The sequence below is a fragment of the Mesorhizobium sp. Primo-A genome (assembly GCF_003997175.1).
In the GTDB taxonomy this organism is placed as follows: domain Bacteria; phylum Pseudomonadota; class Alphaproteobacteria; order Rhizobiales; family Rhizobiaceae; genus Mesorhizobium; species Mesorhizobium ciceri.
This window is the reverse complement of the sequence record NZ_RZTG01000006.1, coordinates 210,089-227,854: the sequence shown is the minus strand read 5'-3', so window position 1 is coordinate 227,854 and position 17,766 is coordinate 210,089. Positions and strand designations below refer to the sequence as shown.

At 62.9% G+C, this 17,766-nt stretch carries 12 protein-coding genes; 6 read left to right on the top strand and 6 right to left on the bottom strand.

Annotated features, from left to right (window positions below; genetic code table 11):
- Nucleotides 1-17 precede the first annotated feature (17 nt).
- Nucleotides 18-635 (bottom strand): TetR/AcrR family transcriptional regulator, encoded by a 618-nt coding sequence (locus EOC83_RS13480; protein WP_013528999.1) that lies wholly within the window; start codon nucleotides 633-635, stop codon nucleotides 18-20.
- Nucleotides 636-709: 74 nt separating this feature from the next.
- On the opposite strand from EOC83_RS13480, the gene EOC83_RS13475 reads away from it, so the two are divergent.
- Together EOC83_RS13475 and EOC83_RS13470 are read left to right on the top strand one after the other, a co-directional pair.
- Complete coding sequence (locus EOC83_RS13475) at nucleotides 710-1,993, top strand: MFS transporter (protein ID WP_063169470.1); 1,284 nt, start codon at nucleotides 710-712, stop codon at nucleotides 1,991-1,993.
- A gap of 180 nt (nucleotides 1,994-2,173) precedes the next feature.
- The gene (locus EOC83_RS13470; protein ID WP_063170395.1) at nucleotides 2,174-3,748 is read left to right on the top strand and encodes an alkaline phosphatase; all 1,575 of its coding nucleotides are present in this window, start codon (nucleotides 2,174-2,176) and stop codon (nucleotides 3,746-3,748) included.
- A 48-nt stretch (nucleotides 3,749-3,796) separates the two neighbouring features.
- Here the strand turns inward: EOC83_RS13470 and EOC83_RS13465 are convergent, their stop codons facing one another.
- Nucleotides 3,797-4,078 carry a hypothetical protein gene (locus EOC83_RS13465; RefSeq protein WP_224618852.1) on the bottom strand — a complete coding sequence of 94 codons (282 nt, stop codon included), beginning with the start codon at nucleotides 4,076-4,078 and terminating at the stop codon, nucleotides 3,797-3,799.
- A 197-nt stretch (nucleotides 4,079-4,275) separates the two neighbouring features.
- Here EOC83_RS13465 and typA point away from each other — a divergent pair, with 197 nt between their 5' ends.
- Entirely contained in the window at nucleotides 4,276-6,105 is a 1,830-nt protein-coding gene (gene typA, locus EOC83_RS13460; protein ID WP_013529003.1) for a translational GTPase TypA, read from the top strand.
- Nucleotides 6,106-6,166: 61 nt separating this feature from the next.
- Here the strand turns inward: typA and EOC83_RS13455 are convergent, their stop codons facing one another.
- Nucleotides 6,167-6,793, bottom strand: coding sequence for a DUF1062 domain-containing protein (locus EOC83_RS13455; protein ID WP_063169468.1), 627 nt, complete (start codon nucleotides 6,791-6,793; stop codon nucleotides 6,167-6,169).
- A gap of 394 nt (nucleotides 6,794-7,187) precedes the next feature.
- Here EOC83_RS13455 and EOC83_RS13450 point away from each other — a divergent pair, with 394 nt between their 5' ends.
- Nucleotides 7,188-7,802 carry a LysE family translocator gene (locus EOC83_RS13450; protein ID WP_024504201.1) on the top strand — a complete coding sequence of 205 codons (615 nt, stop codon included), beginning with the start codon at nucleotides 7,188-7,190 and terminating at the stop codon, nucleotides 7,800-7,802.
- A 9-nt stretch (nucleotides 7,803-7,811) separates the two neighbouring features.
- Here the strand turns inward: EOC83_RS13450 and EOC83_RS13445 are convergent, their stop codons facing one another.
- Nucleotides 7,812-8,135, bottom strand: coding sequence for a hypothetical protein (locus EOC83_RS13445; protein ID WP_013529006.1), 324 nt, complete (start codon nucleotides 8,133-8,135; stop codon nucleotides 7,812-7,814).
- A 138-nt stretch (nucleotides 8,136-8,273) separates the two neighbouring features.
- The gene (locus EOC83_RS13440; RefSeq protein ID WP_063169467.1) at nucleotides 8,274-8,837 is read right to left on the bottom strand and encodes a peroxidase-related enzyme; all 564 of its coding nucleotides are present in this window, start codon (nucleotides 8,835-8,837) and stop codon (nucleotides 8,274-8,276) included.
- Nucleotides 8,838-8,973: 136 nt separating this feature from the next.
- Between EOC83_RS13440 and EOC83_RS13435 the strand changes: the two genes are divergently transcribed.
- Nucleotides 8,974-13,788 (top strand): NAD-glutamate dehydrogenase, encoded by a 4,815-nt coding sequence (locus tag EOC83_RS13435; protein WP_063169466.1) that lies wholly within the window; start codon nucleotides 8,974-8,976, stop codon nucleotides 13,786-13,788.
- 80 nt (nucleotides 13,789-13,868) lie between these two features.
- Here EOC83_RS13435 and EOC83_RS13430 read toward each other — a convergent pair whose 3' ends face one another.
- Entirely contained in the window at nucleotides 13,869-16,013 is a 2,145-nt protein-coding gene (locus EOC83_RS13430) for a TonB-dependent siderophore receptor (RefSeq protein WP_063169465.1), read from the bottom strand.
- Nucleotides 16,014-16,367: 354 nt separating this feature from the next.
- Here EOC83_RS13430 and EOC83_RS13425 point away from each other — a divergent pair, with 354 nt between their 5' ends.
- Entirely contained in the window at nucleotides 16,368-17,744 is a 1,377-nt protein-coding gene (locus EOC83_RS13425; RefSeq protein WP_063170394.1) for an MFS transporter, read from the top strand.
- Nucleotides 17,745-17,766 lie beyond the last annotated feature (22 nt).

Below are 17,766 nucleotides of genomic sequence, written 5' to 3'. Positions count from 1 at the left end.
CAGCGTAGCGCCAAACGCTATTTCTTCAAGCTGGCTTCGATCAGCAGGTCGGCATTGCGGGCAACCGCTTGCGCCGGACCGCCGAGGCCGAACAACTGGCCGCTGATATAGGCGCCCTCGATCAGCAGCAGCAGGCCGTCGCCGAGCGTGTCTGGGTCTTGCGCGCCCATCGCAGCCGCCATGGCGCGCAGGCGGCGGCGCAGTTCCTGCTTGTTGGCCTCGCTGACCACGCGAGCCGGGTGGCTGTGGTCGGGATATTCGACCGCCGCATTGGTCATGCCGCAGCCGCGATAGTCCGCCACCTGCGTGCGCTTGCCGATGCGGGTCAGGAAAGCCTTGATCTGAGCGCGCGGGTCGCCGGGATGAGCGGCGACCGCCTCGTCGAAGCGCTCCCAGTATTCACGGTCATATTGCCTGAGATAGGAAGCGGCCAGTTCGTCCTTGGACGGAAAGCTGCGGTAGAGGCTGGGCTTGGTGACGCCGGCACGCTTGACGATCTCGTCGACGCCGATCGCCCTGATGCCGCGCCGGTAGAACAGGTCATAGGCCACATCGAGGATCTTCTTGGCGGCTTTCGGCGGAGCGGATGCATGACCGTCGCTGATGGTCAGTTCAATATTTTTGTCGGTTGGCATCGTGTGACTCGATTGACAATGTTACCGATCGGTACGTATACATGTTCCCACCCTGCAACGTACCGGTCAGTAACATGATAACTCAATCTCGCCCCTTTGGCCAGCGCTACGCTTTCGTCGTGGTCGGCGTCATCTTCCTCAGCCTGCTGGTCGCGGCTGGCCTGCGCTCCGCACCCTCGGTCATGATGCTGCCACTCGAGAACAGTTTCGGCTGGCGCCGCGACGTCATCTCCCTGGCCGCCGGTGTCGGCATTCTGCTTTACGGTTTGACGGGGCCATTTGCCGCAGCCCTGATGGAGCGCATCGGGCTGCGCCGCACGCTGCTCGCCTCGCTGGTGGTGATGTCGGGCTCGACCATGCTCAGCCTGCTGATGACCAAGCCGTGGCATCTGTTCATCACCTGGGGCGTGTTCTCGGGCATTGGTTCCGGTGCCGTCGCCAGCGTGCTCGGCGCGACCATCGTCAATCGCTGGTTCAAGACCAATCGCGGCCTTGTCATGGGATTGATGTCGGCCTCCAGTGCCTCGGGCATGCTGGTGTTCCTGCCGCTGATCGCCGCTCTGGCACAGTCGGGCGGCTGGCAGCCGGTTGTCATTGCGGTCGCGATCGCGACCGCTGCCCTGATACCGCTGGTCTGGCTGCTGGTGCCGGAGCGGCCGGCATCGATCGGCATGGTGCGCTATGGCGCCGAGGCTGACGATGTGCCGCCGACGCCGCCTGCGTCACAGGGCAACTTTCTGGCGCATACGTTCTCGACGCTGCGCCGTGCCGCCGGCACGCGGGTGTTCTGGTATCTGTTCGCCACCTTCTTCGTCTGCGGCTTCACCACCAACGGGCTGGTCGGCACGCATCTGATCGCGTTTTGCGGCGACATGGGCATCGGCGAGGTGCAGGCCGCCGGCCTGCTGTCGATGATGGGCATTTTCGATCTGATCGGCACGACATTGTCGGGCTGGCTCACCGACCGTTTCGACCCGCGCAAGCTGCTCGGCGTCTATTACGGCATCCGCGGCCTGTCGCTGATCTACCTGCCCTATTCCGGCTTCTCAGCGACCAGCCTGATCATCTTCGCCGTGCTCTACGGTCTCGACTGGATCGCCACCGTGCCGCCGACTCTGAGGCTCGCCAATGAGGCGTTCGGCGATCGCAGTGGGCCGATCGTGTTCGGCTGGATCGTCGCCGGCCACCAGATCGGTGCGGCGACCGCCGCCGCCTTCGGTGGCACCATGCGCGAGTTGCAGGGCAATTACGAACTGGCCTTCCTGATCGCCGGCATGACGGCAATAGCCGCTGCCTGTATCTCGCTGCTGATCAACACCAGCAAGCCGGCATTCGAGCCGGAGCCGCAGGCGGCGTAGGGAGAGACGCTACCGGCCAAGCTGCCATCTCCCCCACACGGAGGAAGATCGGCAGCTTCGCCGTCCGCGCAAACGCCCACCCGCCTGTTGATCGTCAGAAAAACTTCATGATCCCGAGATGTCCCTGAAACATTGACGCTGGATTTTGGTGGCACCGTTCAAGCCATCCAGGAGACAGCCGTGAACAAGCTTTCGATGACTCGCCGCGCTTTCGTCACCTCCGCCAGCGCCGTTGGCCTGGCCGGCGTCTCGAGCCTGGTGCTGCCCTACTATTCGCGCGCCAGTCAGCGGCCGGCCTTCACCCATGGCGTCCAGTCCGGCGATGTCGACGCAACCAGCGGCATGGTGTGGACGCGCACCGATCGCCCGTCGCGCGTCATGTTCGAAGTGTCGTCGACGGAGAACTTCGCCACTGCGACACGCCTGGCGCCGCTCGATACGTCGCCGGCCAGCGACTACACCGTCAAGCGGCTGCTCACCGACCTCGCTTCGGACCAGGATATCTTCTATCGCATGACGGCAGCCGATCTCGCCGACATCAACGCCGTTTCCGAGCCGATCATCGGGCGCTTCAGGACGGCGCCGGCCTCGAAGCGCGACATCCGCTTTGCCTGGTCGGGCGACACCGCCGGCCAGGGCTGGGGCATCGATGAGACCGGCATGAAGACCTACGCCACGATCGGCAAGCACACGCCCGACTTCTTCCTGCATTCGGGCGACACCATCTATGCCGACGGCGCCATGAAGGACGAGGTCGACCTGCCCGGCGGCGGCAAGTGGAAGAACGTCGTGCTGATCGACGGCAAACGCAAGGTTGCCGAGACGCTGGACGAATACCGGGACCAGTGGAAGTACAACATGATGGACAGGAACGTGCTCGGCCTCAGCGCCATCTGCCCGACTTTCTACCAGTGGGACGACCATGAAGTCCTGAACAACTGGTCGGATTCGAAGGATCTCAGCGCCGACAGCCGCTATTCGGAAAAATCCATCCACGTGCTGGCGGCCCGTGCGGCGCGGGCTTTCCACGAGATGACGACGATCCGCTACGAACCTTCCGAGCCCGGCCGCGTCTATCGCAAGATCGCCTACGGGCCGCTGCTCGACGTGTTCTTCCTCGACATGCGCTCCTATCGCGGCCCCAATGGTCCCGACATGCAGGATGAGATGACGCCGCAATCGCGCATGCTCGGCGAACAGCAGACGAAATGGCTGAAGCGCGAACTGGCGAATTCGAAGGCGACCTGGAAAATCATCGCCGCCGACATGCCGCTCGGCCTCGTCGTCTGGGACGACGGCACCAAGAAGGTTGGTGCCGAAGCAGTCAGCAATGGCGACAATGGCTTGCCAAAAGGGCGTGAGCTCGAGATCGCCGACCTGCTGCGCTTCATCAAGAATGCCGGCATCAGCAACACCGTCTGGCTCACCGCCGACGTGCATTACACGGCCGCGCATTATTACAACCCGGACAAGGCGCAGTTCCAGGATTTCAATCCGTTCTGGGAATTCGTTTCGGGTCCGATCCATGCCGGAACGTTCGGGCCGAACGATTTCGACATGACGTTCGGTCCGGAGCTGAAGTTCATCAAGGCGCCGACCGCCGAACAGGGACAGAACCTGCCGCCCTCGGCAGGTCTGCAATTCTTCGGGCTGGTCGATATTTCAGGCGCCAGCGAGCAGATGACGGTGCGGCTGATGGATCGCGACGACAATGAACTCTACAAGGTGACGCTCGACCCGGTGCGGTCGGCATAAGCGCGCGCTGATGGAAAGGTGTCGCGCGCGTCTAGGGCGCGCGATGCCTTAGTCCGGGTAGCAGACCATGGGGATATTCGGCCAGACGGCGCTGTCGCAGTTGGCGGCGTCCTGCCGCTGCTTGAAGGCGGCGCTGACCGGGCCGGTCACCACCGGGTCGACGCCGTCGGGCGCGTCGGCGAAAATCTGCTCGGCCGACTGTGCCTCTGACGGCAAGGCAGGCCGTGATTCCTTCGTCGTCGCGGCCGACTGCGCGGCGTTGGCCGCCAGCAGGACGGCGAAGGCAACAGAGGCGATGAGCGGCCAGAATCGGTTGAGTTTATCGGTCATGACGTTCGAACTGCCCGGGCCCCGAGGGGTTCCCGCCTTGGTTAACAAAATCATCTCACACGCAGATGCTTAAGATTTGATGAGTATTTGGTGACGCGCCTCCTCTTTCGCAACTGCGAAAAACCCTGTATGAGCCGCGCAACCGAAAGAGGCAGCGCCTTTTGGCCTGCTGCCTGCAACGCTTCCGAGACCAGAACATGAAAATCCGTAATATCGCGATCATCGCGCACGTCGACCATGGAAAGACCACCCTGGTCGACCAGCTTTTGAAGCAGTCCGGCTCCTTCCGAGACAATCAGCGCGTGGCCGAGCGCGCCATGGATTCCAACGACCTCGAAAAGGAGCGCGGCATCACCATCCTGGCCAAAGCGACCTCGGTCGACTGGAAGGATACCCGCATCAACATCGTCGACACCCCCGGCCACGCCGATTTCGGTGGCGAGGTCGAACGCATCCTGTCGATGGTGGACTCAGCCATCGTGCTGGTCGATGCCGCCGAAGGGCCGATGCCGCAGACCAAATTCGTCGTCGGCAAGGCGCTCAAGGTCGGCCTGAAGCCGATCGTCGTCATCAACAAGATCGATCGCCCGGACGCCCGTCATGTCGAGGTGGTCAACGAGGTGTTCGACCTCTTCGCAGCGCTCGACGCCACCGACGAGCAGCTCGACTTCCCGATTCTGTACGGCTCAGGCCGCGATGGCTGGGTTTCGGAAAATCCGGAAGGACCGAAGGACCAGCAGTTGGCGCCCCTGTTCGACCTCGTCATCAAGCATGTGCCGGAGCCGACCGTTCATCCCGGTCCGTTCCGCATGATCGGCACCATCCTGGAAGCCAATCCGTTTCTCGGCCGCATCATCACCGGCCGCATCGAGAGCGGCACGCTGAAGGCCAACCAGCCGGTCAAGGTGCTGCACCATGACGGTACTCAGATCGAAACCGGCCGTATTTCCAAGATCCTGGCCTTCCGCGGCCTTGAGCGCCAGCCGATCGAAGAAGCGCAGGCGGGCGACATCGTCGCCATTGCCGGCTTGTCGAAGGGCACCGTCGCCGACACGTTCTGCGACCCGAGCGTGAGCGAACCGCTGCATGCGCAGCCGATCGATCCGCCGACCGTGACCATGTCGTTCCTGGTCAACGACAGTCCGCTGGCCGGCACCGAAGGCGACAAGGTGACCAGCCGCGTCATCCGCGACCGCCTGCTGCGCGAAGCCGAAGGCAATGTCGCGCTGAAGATCGAGGAATCGCCTGACAAGGATTCGTTCTTCGTCTCCGGCCGCGGCGAATTGCAGCTGGCCGTGCTGATCGAGACGATGCGGCGCGAAGGCTTTGAAATCGCCGTGTCGCGTCCGCGCGTCGTCATGCAGAAGGGCGAGAATGGCGAATTGCTGGAGCCGGTCGAAGAAGTCGTCATCGACGTCGACGAGGAGCATGCCGGCGTCGTCGTGCAGAAGATGTCCGAGCGCAAGGCCGAGATGGTCGAACTGCGCCCATCCGGCGGCAATCGTCAGCGCATTGTCTTCCATGCGCCGACCCGTGGCCTGATCGGCTACCAGTCGGAGCTTTTGACCGACACGCGCGGCACCGCCGTGATGAACCGGCTTTTCCATGCCTATGAGCCCTACAAGGGCGAGCTGCCAGGCCGCACCAATGGCGTGCTGATTTCCAACGAACAGGGCGAATCGGTCGCCTACGCCATGTGGAACCTGGAAGATCGCGGCCCGATGGTCATCGATCCGGGCGTCAAGGTGTATCAGGGCATGATCATCGGTATCCATAGCCGCGACAATGACCTTGAAGTGAACGTGCTCAAGGGCAAGAAGCTGACCAACATCCGTGCCGCCGGCAAGGACGAGGCGGTCAAGCTGACCCCGCCGATCCGCATGACGCTGGAACGCGCGCTGGCCTGGATCCAGGACGACGAGCTGGTCGAAGTGACGCCGAAGACCATTCGGCTGCGCAAGCTCTATCTCGATCCGAACGAGCGCAAGCGGTTCGAGAAGTCGTCCAAGGTGGTCGGCGCGGCGTAAGCTCTTATTTTTTCCAACAGCGGAGAGGGGCGGAGCAACCAGTGTTCCGCCCCTTTTTCGTTCATCCACCGGCAGCCGCGATGATGGCCTGCCGATCGGCCTCGCCGGCCAGATCGATGCGGATCGTGTTTCCCGCACGGGCCGGCTTGCGCAGGGCCTTTGCTCCATCCGGGTCAACGATGAGCAGCCGCTTCTCCTCCAGCGCCTGAAGCCGTGATCGCGAGATGCAGAGTTCGCTTGCGAGCAGCCGGTCGAGCCGCAGCGATGTCGGCATTTCGAGCCCGAGCTGGAGTTCCAACACGGTCGCGGCTTCCCTGGTGTCGCCGAGCCTGCGCTTGTGAACGCTGACATCGGAGAACTCCTCGACGCGCCCGATCCGGTTGCGCAACGCCACCGCATCGAAGGCATGACGGTGAGCGAGTGCAGGATCGTTGCTTTCGAGCGCCGCCAGCAGCGCCGGGTCGATGTCGCGGCGGTTGCAGCGTTCGAAAATGCCGAAATTCCAGGAATTGTCGCAGTCGATGCAGCGATAGATCAGCCACACGTCGATGCGTTTGCCATTGGCGTTGACGCGGAACTTTCCGCTGCTGCAATAGGCCCTCACGGTGCCGCAGCGGTTGCAATTGATGAGCGGTCGAGGTGCGGTCTGGGGTGCGATTGCCCAGTGGATACGCAGAAGTCCAGACATGCCGATAAGCCCTTCCCGTCGGGAAGTTCATCAGGCCGGCGATGTCGAGATGCCCATGCGGGCGCGGCGTGGCGGTCGCTTGCTATGATTGGAAATCGGATGTCACGGGCGGCAGCGCGCAACAACGGTTCAGCAGTGCCAAACCGGTCTCGAACCGCCGCCCAGAAGAACACATGAACATGAAAACAGATACCGCAAATGCGGTGTCATGCAGTGTGTCGGGGGAGTTGGCGAGACCGGCGGTTACGTAGGCAAAGTGAAGCTCAAAATTGTTTCGCGATGGCCTTTCTAGCCGCGACATGCCGGACCGACAAGGGTCTTTTGTCGGTGCTACCGCAGCCGAGCCACTTGCGTTAATATCCGAAATCGAAGGTTTTCAACCAGAGACCCGGTTATGCACCCCACCTCGCTCCTGATTTTCGCCGCCGCTCTGTTCGTTGCCGCGGGCTCGCCTGGGCCATCGATCGCGGCGCTTGTCGCCCGCGTCATCTCGAAAGGGTTTCGCGACGTGTTCCCGTTCCTGCTCGCCATGTGGATCGGCGAGGGCATCTGGCTATCGCTGGCGGTGTTCGGGCTGGCTGTCGTGGCGCAGACCTTCCATTTCGCCTTCGTCGTGGTGAAATGGGTCGGCGTTGCCTATCTCGCTTACCTCGCCTGGAAGATGTGGACCGCGCCTGTCGATGCAAAAGAGGGCGAGATGCCGCGCGAGGATTCGGCGATAAAACTGTTCTTCGCCGGCATGGCGGTGACGCTCGGCAATCCCAAGATCATGATGTTCTACCTGGCGCTGCTGCCGACCATCATCGACCTCGCTTCGGTCAGCATCGTCGGCTGGGTCGAGCTGACGGCGACCATGGCCGTGGTGCTGGTCGCCATCGATCTCGCCTGGGTGCTCGCCGCATCACAGGCGCGCAAGCTTTTGAAGAGCAAGCGCGCCATGAAGATCGCCAATCGCATCAGCGCCACGACGATGGCCGGTGCGGCGGCCGCCATAGCGACGCGGTCCTGAGCCGGCGCGTCACATCACTTCAATGATCGGCGCGATCTCGACGCTGAAGGCCGGGTTCATCAGGATCGGGCAGTCCTTGGCCTTGGCGACGGCATCGTCGATGTCTTTCGCTTCGACGATCGTGTAGCCGGCGGCCGGATTGCTGCCGCCATTGTTCTCGACCTTGCCGCCGGGCAGCACCATCTTCGACATGCCGACCGGATTGCCGCCGTCGACCACAGCCGAGCCGAGCTTGCCGTACCAGCCGTTCCAGGCGTCCATTGCGGCCTTCCGCTCGGCCTCGTCGGTCGGCATCTTGCCCGAGCCATGATAGACGTAGAGATACTTCGCCATGTTCTCCTCCCTTGGTGAGCGGCATCGAACCGGCATGCGGTCATGCCGCCTGCCGATCATCGGACCAAACCGGCAAACAAGCAACGAGAATGCGACACTGCTAATATAACGCCCCGGTCTGGATCCTGCCGCAATCCGTCACCTTGCCATGGCGTGGTATTCGTCGTTCGGCCGCATATCGATTGCCGCGGCCACGCGGTTCGACATGTTGAAGAAGGCAGCGGTCGAGGCGATGTCCCAGATGTCGCGATCGGTGAAGCCGGCCTGACGCAGCGCGCCCCGGTCGGCCTCGACGATCTTGGCCGGCTCTTGCGTCAGCTTGACGGCGAATTCGAGCATTGCCGTCTGCCTGGGCGAAAGATCGGCGGCGCGGAAATTCATCACCATCATTTCGCCGAGCGCCGGATCGCCGGAGAGCTGGCGCACCGCCGCGCCGTGCGCGGTCAGGCAATAGTAGCAATGATTGATCGAGGAGACGGCGACCGCGATCATTTCGCGCTCCAGCTTCGACAGGCCGGACTCACCCAGCATCAAATCGTTGTACATGTCGGTGAAGGCGCGCAGCTTCTTGTCGTCGAAGGCATAGGCCCTGAGCACGTTGGGGACGAGGCCGAGCTTCTCCTCGCATTTGGCGAAATAGGTTTTTGTCGCCTCGCTCAGCTCTCCCTGGCCAAGATCAAGCGCGCTGATTTTGCCGGTCATGGGTCATTTCTCCTCGTTGCGCGGCATCTTGTCGCCAAATTCCGATAATTCTTGGCAAGCCGTCAAACCTTTGTCGCCAAACAGCGGTCATCTGCTACCATAGTCGTAAAAGCATTCGACGGGAGGGACGTGCGTCATGGCCAGCGTGAAATCCGCGAGCAAGCCGAAGAAAAAAGCCACGGCAGCGCTTAAAGCGGAGGAAAGGCCAGCCAGGCTTGCAGACTATCTGCTCGCCCGCGCGCCAGCTGAAGACATTGCTCCCTACGATGTGGCCGACCTGGAGCGGGCTGCCGATCTCGCCGGCCAGGCAGTCGCCACTCACAGGAAAGGCGAGTGCGTCGTCGCCGTCGATGCCGATTCGGGCGTTGTGCGAGACGGCCGCCCGATGACGGTTGTCACGGTCGTCAACGACAACATGCCGTTCCTGTTCGATTCCATCCTCGGCGAGATCACCGAGACATCGGGCGAACCGACCCTGGTCACCCATCCGGTTATCGTCGTGCGCCACGGCAAGGGCGGCGTGGAAGAAATCCTCGGCGACGGCAATTTCGCCAAGGACGATGGCAGCCACGACCGGCTGAGCGTCATCCATGTCCACATCCCGCGGCTGACATCCGAGCAGGCGAGCGGATTGAGCGAGCGGCTGCGCAAGATCCTTGGCCAGGTTCATGCCGCCGTTCACGACTGGAGGCCAATGCTGGCCCGCCTCGATCAGGCGATCTCGGAATTCCGCTATACGGCCGTGCCGCTCGACAAGAAGAGCGTTGCCGAGGCTCTCGCCTTCCTGGAGTGGCTGCGCGACGACAATTTCACCTTCCTTGGCATGCGCGAGTTCAAATACACCGGCGGCGAGGAAAGCGGCACGCTGGAGCGCGCTGAAAAGCCTGGCCTCGGCATCCTGTCCGATCCCGACGTGCTGGTGCTCAGGCGCGGCACCGAAGCGGTAACGACGACGCCGGAGATCCGCGCCTTCCTGCATGGGCCGGAGCCGCTGATCGTCACCAAGGCCAATGCCAAGTCGTCCGTGCACCGCCGCATCTATCTCGATTACATCGGCATCAAGACCTACACCGCCAAGGGTACGCTCGCGGGCGAATTGCGCATCGTCGGCCTGTTCACCTCGACCGCCTACACGCGCTCGGTGATGAAGATCCCGTATCTCAGGTCCAAGGCCGAAACCATCATCGCCAAGTCCGGCTTCGACCGGCACGATCATTCCGGCAAGGCGCTGATCAACGTGCTGGAAAGCTATCCGCGCGACGAGCTGTTCCAGGTGCCGGTGCCGATCCTGCGCAAACATGCCGCCGCCATTCTGGGCCTGGTCGAGCGGCCACGCGTGCGGGCGCTGGTGCGCGCCGACCAGTTCGACCGTTTCGTCTCAATCCTCGTCTTCGTGCCGCGCGACCGTTACGACAGCGTCGTGCGCGAGAAGATTGGCTCCTATCTGAAAACCGTATTCGAAGGCCGGCTGTCGGCCTACTACCCGGCCTTTCCCGAGGGCGGGCTGGCGCGCGTGCACTTCATCATCGGCCGCTCCGGCGGCAAGACGCCGAAGGTCGAGCAAGCGACGATAGAGGCGGCGATCCGCGACATCGTGCGTACCTGGGAGGACGCCCTTTCCGATGCGGCCGAGGCCAGTGGCGGCGACCAGGCTTTGAAGGCGATTGCCGCGCGGCTGCCGGAAAGCTACCGCGATTCGTTCAGCGCGGCGGTGGCGCTGGCCGATGCCGGGCGCATTGCCAAGATCAGCGCCGGCAATCCGATCGCCATCGACTATTATCGCCATGCCGAGCAGAAGCCGCACCAGGCATCGCTGAAGATCTATCACCACGGCAGCCCGGTGGCGCTGTCGCGCCGCGTGCCGGTGCTGGAAAACATCGGCTTCCGCGTCATCAGCGAGCGCACTTTCGAGGTCGGCGACGACCAGGTCGGCACGATCAATAGTGATCGGCCCGGCTTAGTCTTTATTCATGACATGGAGCTTGAGAACAGCTACGGCCAGCCGATCGACCTGACCGATGGCGGCGCGCTGTTCGAAGATGCGTTCCTCTCCGTCTGGCGCGGCGACGTCGACAATGACGGCTATAACGGCCTCGCCCAGACCGCCGGCCTGTGGTCTGGCGAGATCACCATCCTGCGCGCCTATGGCCGTTATCTGCAGCAGGTCGGCATTCCGCAAAGCCAGGATTTCATCGCCGCCGCGCTCAACCGCTATCCCGACATAGCGCGTGGCCTGCATGCGCTGTTCATCGCCCGGCTTGGCCCGACAGCCGAGACCGAAGGCGTGGTGGCCGCAAAGCATCTCAAGGCCAAGATCAAGGATGCGCTGGAGGATGTGCCGAACATCGACGACGACACCATCATCCGGCGCTACCTCAATCTGATCGAAGCCACGCTGCGCACCAATCATTTCGTTGCCGATACGAAAGAAAAGGGCCAGTCGCTGGCGATCAAGCTGGACTCGCACGCGGTCGAGGGCTTGCCGGCGCCGCGGCCGTGGCGGGAGATCTTCGTCTACGGCTCCGAGGTCGAAGGTCTGCATCTGCGCTTCGGTCCGGTGGCGCGCGGCGGCCTGCGCTGGTCCGACCGCGCCCAGGACTACCGCACCGAGGTGCTCGGCCTGGTCAAGGCACAGCAGGTCAAGAATGCCGTCATCGTGCCGGTGGGCGCCAAGGGCGGCTTCTATCCGAAGAAGCTGCCGATGAGCGCTGGCCGCGACGCGATCTTCGAGGCCGGTACTTCGGCCTACAAGAACTTCGTCTCCAGCCTGCTGTCGATCACCGACAATATCGGCCTCGACGGCGTCATCCCGCCGGCCGGCGTTATCAGACGCGACCCGGACGATCCGTATTTCGTCGTTGCCGCCGACAAGGGCACGGCGACCTTCTCCGATACCGCTAACGCGATCTCGGAGAAGCACGGCTTCTGGCTCGACGACGCCTTCGCCAGCGGCGGCTCGGCCGGCTATGACCACAAGAAGATGGGCATCACCGCCAAGGGCGCCTGGGAAGCGGTCAAGCGGCATTTCCGCGAGATCAACCGCGACATCCAGACCTCGTCCTTCACCGTCGTTGGGGTCGGCGACATGTCGGGCGACGTGTTCGGCAACGGCATGCTTTTGTCCCCGAAAACCCGGCTGATCGCGGCCTTCGACCATCGCGACATCTTCATCGATCCCGATCCCGACATGGCAGCCTCGATGGCCGAGCGCGAGCGCATGTTCGCGCTGCCGCGTTCGAGCTGGCAGGACTACGACAAGACGAAACTGTCGGAAGGCGGCATCATCGTCTCGCGCAACCAGAAATCGATCACCTTGCCGGCGGCGGCGGCGGCGGCGATCGGCCTGGCCAAGACCACCGCCACGCCGGTCGAGATCATGACCGCCATCCTCAAAGCGCCGGTCGATCTTCTGTGGTTCGGCGGCATCGGCACGTATCTCAGGGCATCGACCGAGACCAATGCCGAGGTCGGCGACCGCGCCAACGATGCCATTCGCATCACCGCGCTCGACGTCCGGGCGAAAGTGATCGGCGAGGGCGCCAATCTCGGCGTCACGCAGCGGGCGCGCATCGAGTTCGGCATGAATGGCGGCCGCTGCAACTCCGACGCCATCGACAATTCGGGCGGCGTCAACTGCTCCGACGTCGAGGTCAACATCAAGATCGCGCTGGCTTCCGCCATGCGCAAGGGGTCGTTGACACGCCCGGCACGCAACAAGCTGCTGGCCGAGATGACCGAGGAGGTCGGCTCGCTGGTGCTGTCCAACAACTACCAGCAGACGCTGGCGCTTTCGATCGCCCGCAAGCGCGGCCTCGCCGACATCGCGCATCAGAGCCGCTTCATGACGGCGCTGGAGGCGCGCGGCCTGCTCGACCGTGCCGTCGAGACGCTGCCGTCGCCGGCAGCGCTGGCCGAGCGCGAAGCGCGTGGCGAACCGCTGACCAGAGCCGAACTCGGCGTGCTGCTCGCCTATGCCAAGATTGTGCTGTTTTCCGACATCGTCGCCAGCGACGTGCCTGATGACGCGCATTTCGACCGCGACCTGATGGGCTATTTTCCCGACCAGATGGCGAAGAAATACGCCGCCGAGATCCATGGCCACAGGCTGCGCCGCGAGATCATCACACGGGTCGTCGCCAACGATCTGGTCAATCGCGGCGGCCCATCCTTCGTCAACCGGCTGCAGGAGGCCACCGGGCGCACCGCCGCCGACGTGGTGCGGACCTTCGCGGTGGTGCGTGACGGTTTTGCCTTGCCGGCGCTCTATCGCGAGATCGACGCGCTCGACAACCAGATCGACGGCCAGGTGCAGCTCGATCTCTATCAGATGGTCAGCCGGCTGATCTATGTGACCAGCGGCTGGTATCTGAAGAACGATGCCGGCACGGCACCCCTCAGCCAGCGCATTGCCGAGTTGCAGGAAGCCCGCAAGGCGCTGGAGCCCAAGCTCGTTTCGCTGCTGCCGGCCTTTTCACGCGAGCGCATCGAGGAGAAGCGGCATGGGCTGTTCAAGGCCGGCGCGCCGGAAAGCTTGGCCGGGCAGCTGGCACTGAGCGAGGTGGCGGAACTCATCCCCGACATCGCGCTGACGGCGCGCACCGCCGGCGCCGATATCGTCGCCGCGGCCAAGGCGTTCTTCGCCGTCAGCGATGCCTTCCGCATTCCGCGTGTCGAGGATGCCGCACGCTCGATCACGCCATCGGACTACTACGATCAGCTGGCGCTTTCGCGCGCCACCGACACGATCGATGCGGCACGGCGCGGCATCGCGGTGGCGGCGCTCACCGGCCACGCCAAGACGGCCGATCCGGTGGCTGCCTGGCTGGACGCCGGCGGCGAGCGGGTGGCGCGCATCCGCGAGCGGCTGCAGGCGTTGACCGAGGGCGGCGACATCACCGTGTCGCGGCTGTCGGTGGCGTCGGGGCTGATGAGCGATCTGACGGGGATGTGAACCGTCGATGATTGCCACACGCGTTGTCGGGTGCGTGTGGCGCCTTTTCCAATGTTATCGGCGCTTGGCGTTCAGCAAGCTCACCAGGAATGTTTGAGGGTGCCGACGATTTTCAGCCGGTCGCCGTAGAATTCGGTCCCGTAATAGCTGGTTGTCAGATACTTCCGGTCGAACAGGTTCGTTGCGTTCAAGGCCAACGTCACGTCCTTGGTCATCTTGTAGCTAATCGCCGCATCCACCAGTGCGTAGCCGCCAATCGAAATGGTGTTCGCGTCATCCCCGTAGGTTTGTCCGATATAGCGCAGGCCACCGCCGATGGTCAGGTCGCCACGCGGTCCTTCCTCGGGAAGCGTGTAGTCGACCCAGGCTGACGCCAGGTGGCGAGGAACGCGCTGCGGCCGATTGCCGGCATTCCCGCCAATGCCGTCTTCCAGGATCTCGGCATCCCAGTAGGAATAGGCAAGCGTCAGGTTCAAGTTTTCCGCGATGGCGGCCTTGCCCTCGAGTTCGATGCCGCGGACGCCAACCTTGCCGATCTGCTGCTGGACAACAGGCGTGACATAGGTCGGAACATTGGTTTGGGTAAGGTCGAAGACCGCGGCTGTGAACAGGCCGTCGAAGCCGTCGGGCTTGTACTTGATGCCTGCCTCATACTGTTTGCCCTCCTGAGGCTTCAACGAGCCCGAGACCGCATACCCGTTGGCGCTTGGCGACACGAGCGGCTGGAAGCTTTCCGAATAGTTGGCGTAGACCGCGAGGTTCGGCGTGAATTTGTAGGTCAGGCCGGCGCGCTTGGTGAAGGCCGATGCGGTGTCGTCGTCCTGCGTTCCCAGGTCGAGATAATCAGCTGTCGTCTGCACGCGGTCCCAGCGCCCGCCCAGGGTGACGATCCAGCGGTCGTCAAACGTCAATTGCTCCTGGGCATAGACACCGACCGCCTGCTGCTTGACCCGCCAGTTCACATAGGGGCCGAGGTTGATGCAGGACAGACCGCAATAGGTCGGGTTGTCGATGTCGATGGGGCCGGCAGTGCCGAAGAGGATGTTTTCGCGGGTGTTGTCGTTGGCGTAGTCGACGCCGACAAGCGTCTTGCTGGCGACCCGGTCCCAGCCCGTATCGTATTGCAACTGATTGTCGAAGGCATAGCGGTTGGACAGGCCGCCGACGGAAAATGCCGTGCGGTCCGCCGTGGGGTCAAGCGACGCGCCGTAGACCTCGGCGTAGTCGAGGCTCAAATGCGTGTAGCGGGCATTGGAGCGGAAGGTGAGATTCTCGTTGAATTCATGTTCGAACTGGTAGCCGATATCGACCTGCTCGGTGTTGAAGCGGTTGAAATCCGGCTCGCCCAGGAAGGTGCCGATGTCGATATTGGCGCCGGCGGGGGTGCCGCGTGCGCCTGTGCCATCTCGCTTGTAATAGTCAGTCAGGATGGTGAGCGAGGTTCCTTCCTCGGGCTTGATGGTCAACGCGGGTGCGATGTAAAGCCGGTCGTCGTTGGAATAATCCCATCCTTGATCGCCATCCTTGGCCAGCCCGGTAAGCCGATAGGTCCACACGCCATCGGGGTCGATCGGCCCGCCAAAATCAACGCCAATCTCCTTGGTGCCGTCGCCATAGGACGTGTAAATCTCCCCCTGCTTCTGGTCCAGCGGCCGCTTGGTAATGGCGTTCACCAATCCGCCAGGGCCGTTGAGACCAAAAAGCGTCGATGTCGATCCCTTTAGGACCTCCACGCGCTGAAGTCCGTAAGGTTCGAGACGGCTGGCCGTGAACCAGGCTGGGATGCGCGCCGTCAAGCCGTCGCGATAGGTACCGAGCGATGTCTGGTCGAAACCGCGGATGCGAATATAGTCGTATCGGTCATCGTTGCCGAACTCGTCGGTGAGGACGCTGGATGTGTAGGCCACGGCCTGCTGGAGGCTTTCGACATGGCGCGCCTCCAGTTCCTTTTGGGTTACAACTGAAACCGAGGCGGGAACGTCGACGATCGGCGTATCGGTCTTGGTGGCGGTCGCCGTATCCTTGGCGACGATCGTTTGATCGGGCCCGCCAACGCGGTCCGACTTGCCGGTGACGACGATCGTTTCCAGTTGAGTTGCATCGTCCGGCGAAACGTCCTGGGCCCGGCCGGTCCCCACCATTCCAAAAGATGCCGCTATCAAGGCACTGCTCGCAATCAATCGCCTTGCCTGAATGCGCAACAATGCCTGTCGACCAATCGTCATCTCTTATTCCCTGTCAGACCAATTTCGAGCAGTTCGGCCGGTCACCGTTCCGGCCCTGCGCGAGCGCAATTAGTCAAAGCGGACAAAAAGAGTCAACTTAATAATCAAGAGATCCACGCCGGCGACAATCGTTGCGAAGCAGGGGGTGGAGGACGGCGCCGGACCTACGGTCCGACTTCCCCCACGAGAAAAATACGGGCTTGGTTCGCGAAGCGGACGAAAGCCGGTTGCATGGCTTTCGAACAGTGAACGCCCGGCAGCGTCAAGGGTACGGCACCGAGCTTCGTTCATTGCATGAGCGCATGAAACATGCAGACATGGCGCCCGACACGGAACCGGTGCCGAGGGATCATGATGACGGTAGAGACAGTGCAGCGTGCGTCCGGGCGCGGCATCTGGGGATGGATGCTGTTCGACTGGGCGGCGCAGCCGTTCTTCACGGTCGTGACGACCTTCATCTTTGGACCTTACTTCGTCTCGCGCATGGCGAGCGATCCGGAGACCGGCCAGGCGGCCTGGGGCTACGGCATTGCCGCGGCCGGTCTTGTCATCGCCGTGCTGTCGCCTATCCTCGGCTCGATTGCCGACCAGACCGGCCCGCGCAAGCCCTGGATCGCATTCTTTGCCGCGGTCAAGGTCACCTGCCTTTGCATGCTTTGGTTCGCGGCCCCCGGTTCGAACCTTTTCCTGGTCGTGCTATTCTTTTCGCTGGCGTCGGTCGCGGCCGAGTTTTCGACCGTGTTCAACGATTCGATGATGCCGCGCCTGGTGCCGAAGAGCGAGATCGGCCGAATCTCCAACATGGCCTGGGGCCTTGGTTATCTCGGCGGCATGATCGCGCTGATCTTCGTCGTCGCTTGCTTGGCCGGTTCGCCGGAGACCGGCAAGACGATCATCGGCACCGACCCGCTCTTTGGGCTCGACCCGAAGCTCGGCGAGGACGCGCGCGCAACCGGGCCTTTGTCAGCCGGCTGGTACTTCCTGTTCATCCTGCCGATGTTCTTTTTCACCCCCGATGCCATCAAGGGCCTGCCGATCGGCCCTGCGGTGCGAGAGGGGTTGGCGGAGCTGAAAGTGACGCTGGGCGAGGTGCGCAAGCGCAGCGGCATCTTCCGCTTCCTTGTCGCCCGCATGATCTATCAGGACGGTGTCAATGCGGTGCTGGCGCTGGGGGGCACTTTCGCAGCAGCGATGTTCCACTGGTCGATCACCGAAATCGGTATTTTCGGCATCATTCTCAACGTCGTCGCCATCTTCGGCTGCCTGGTTGCAGCCCGTCTCGATACGGCGCTTGGCTCAAAAACCATCGTCATGATCTCGCTGGTCCTGCTCAGCATCGCCACGATCGGCATCGTCTCGACCGGACCGGGCTATACTTTGTTCGGCCTCTGGATGATGCTTGGACCGGACAGCGGTGGCCTGTTCGGCACGGCAGCGGAAAAGGCCTACATCTTCTTCGGCCTGTTGATCGGTGTGGCTTTCGGGCCGGTGCAGGCGTCGTCGCGATCCTACATGGCGCGCAGCGTCACGGCCGCCGAATCCGGCCGCTATTTCGGCATTTATGCGCTGGCCGGACGGGCGACCAGTTTCCTGGCGCCGTTCATGGTCGCGTCCGTCACCCTGGCCAGCGGCTCGGCACGGCTCGGCATGGCGGTGATCGTGCTGTTCCTCGGGATCGGCATGGCGATCCTGGTCAAGACGCCCTATCCAGCGGACCGGCCGGCGGATTGAGTTCTTTCTTCCTTCTCCCCCT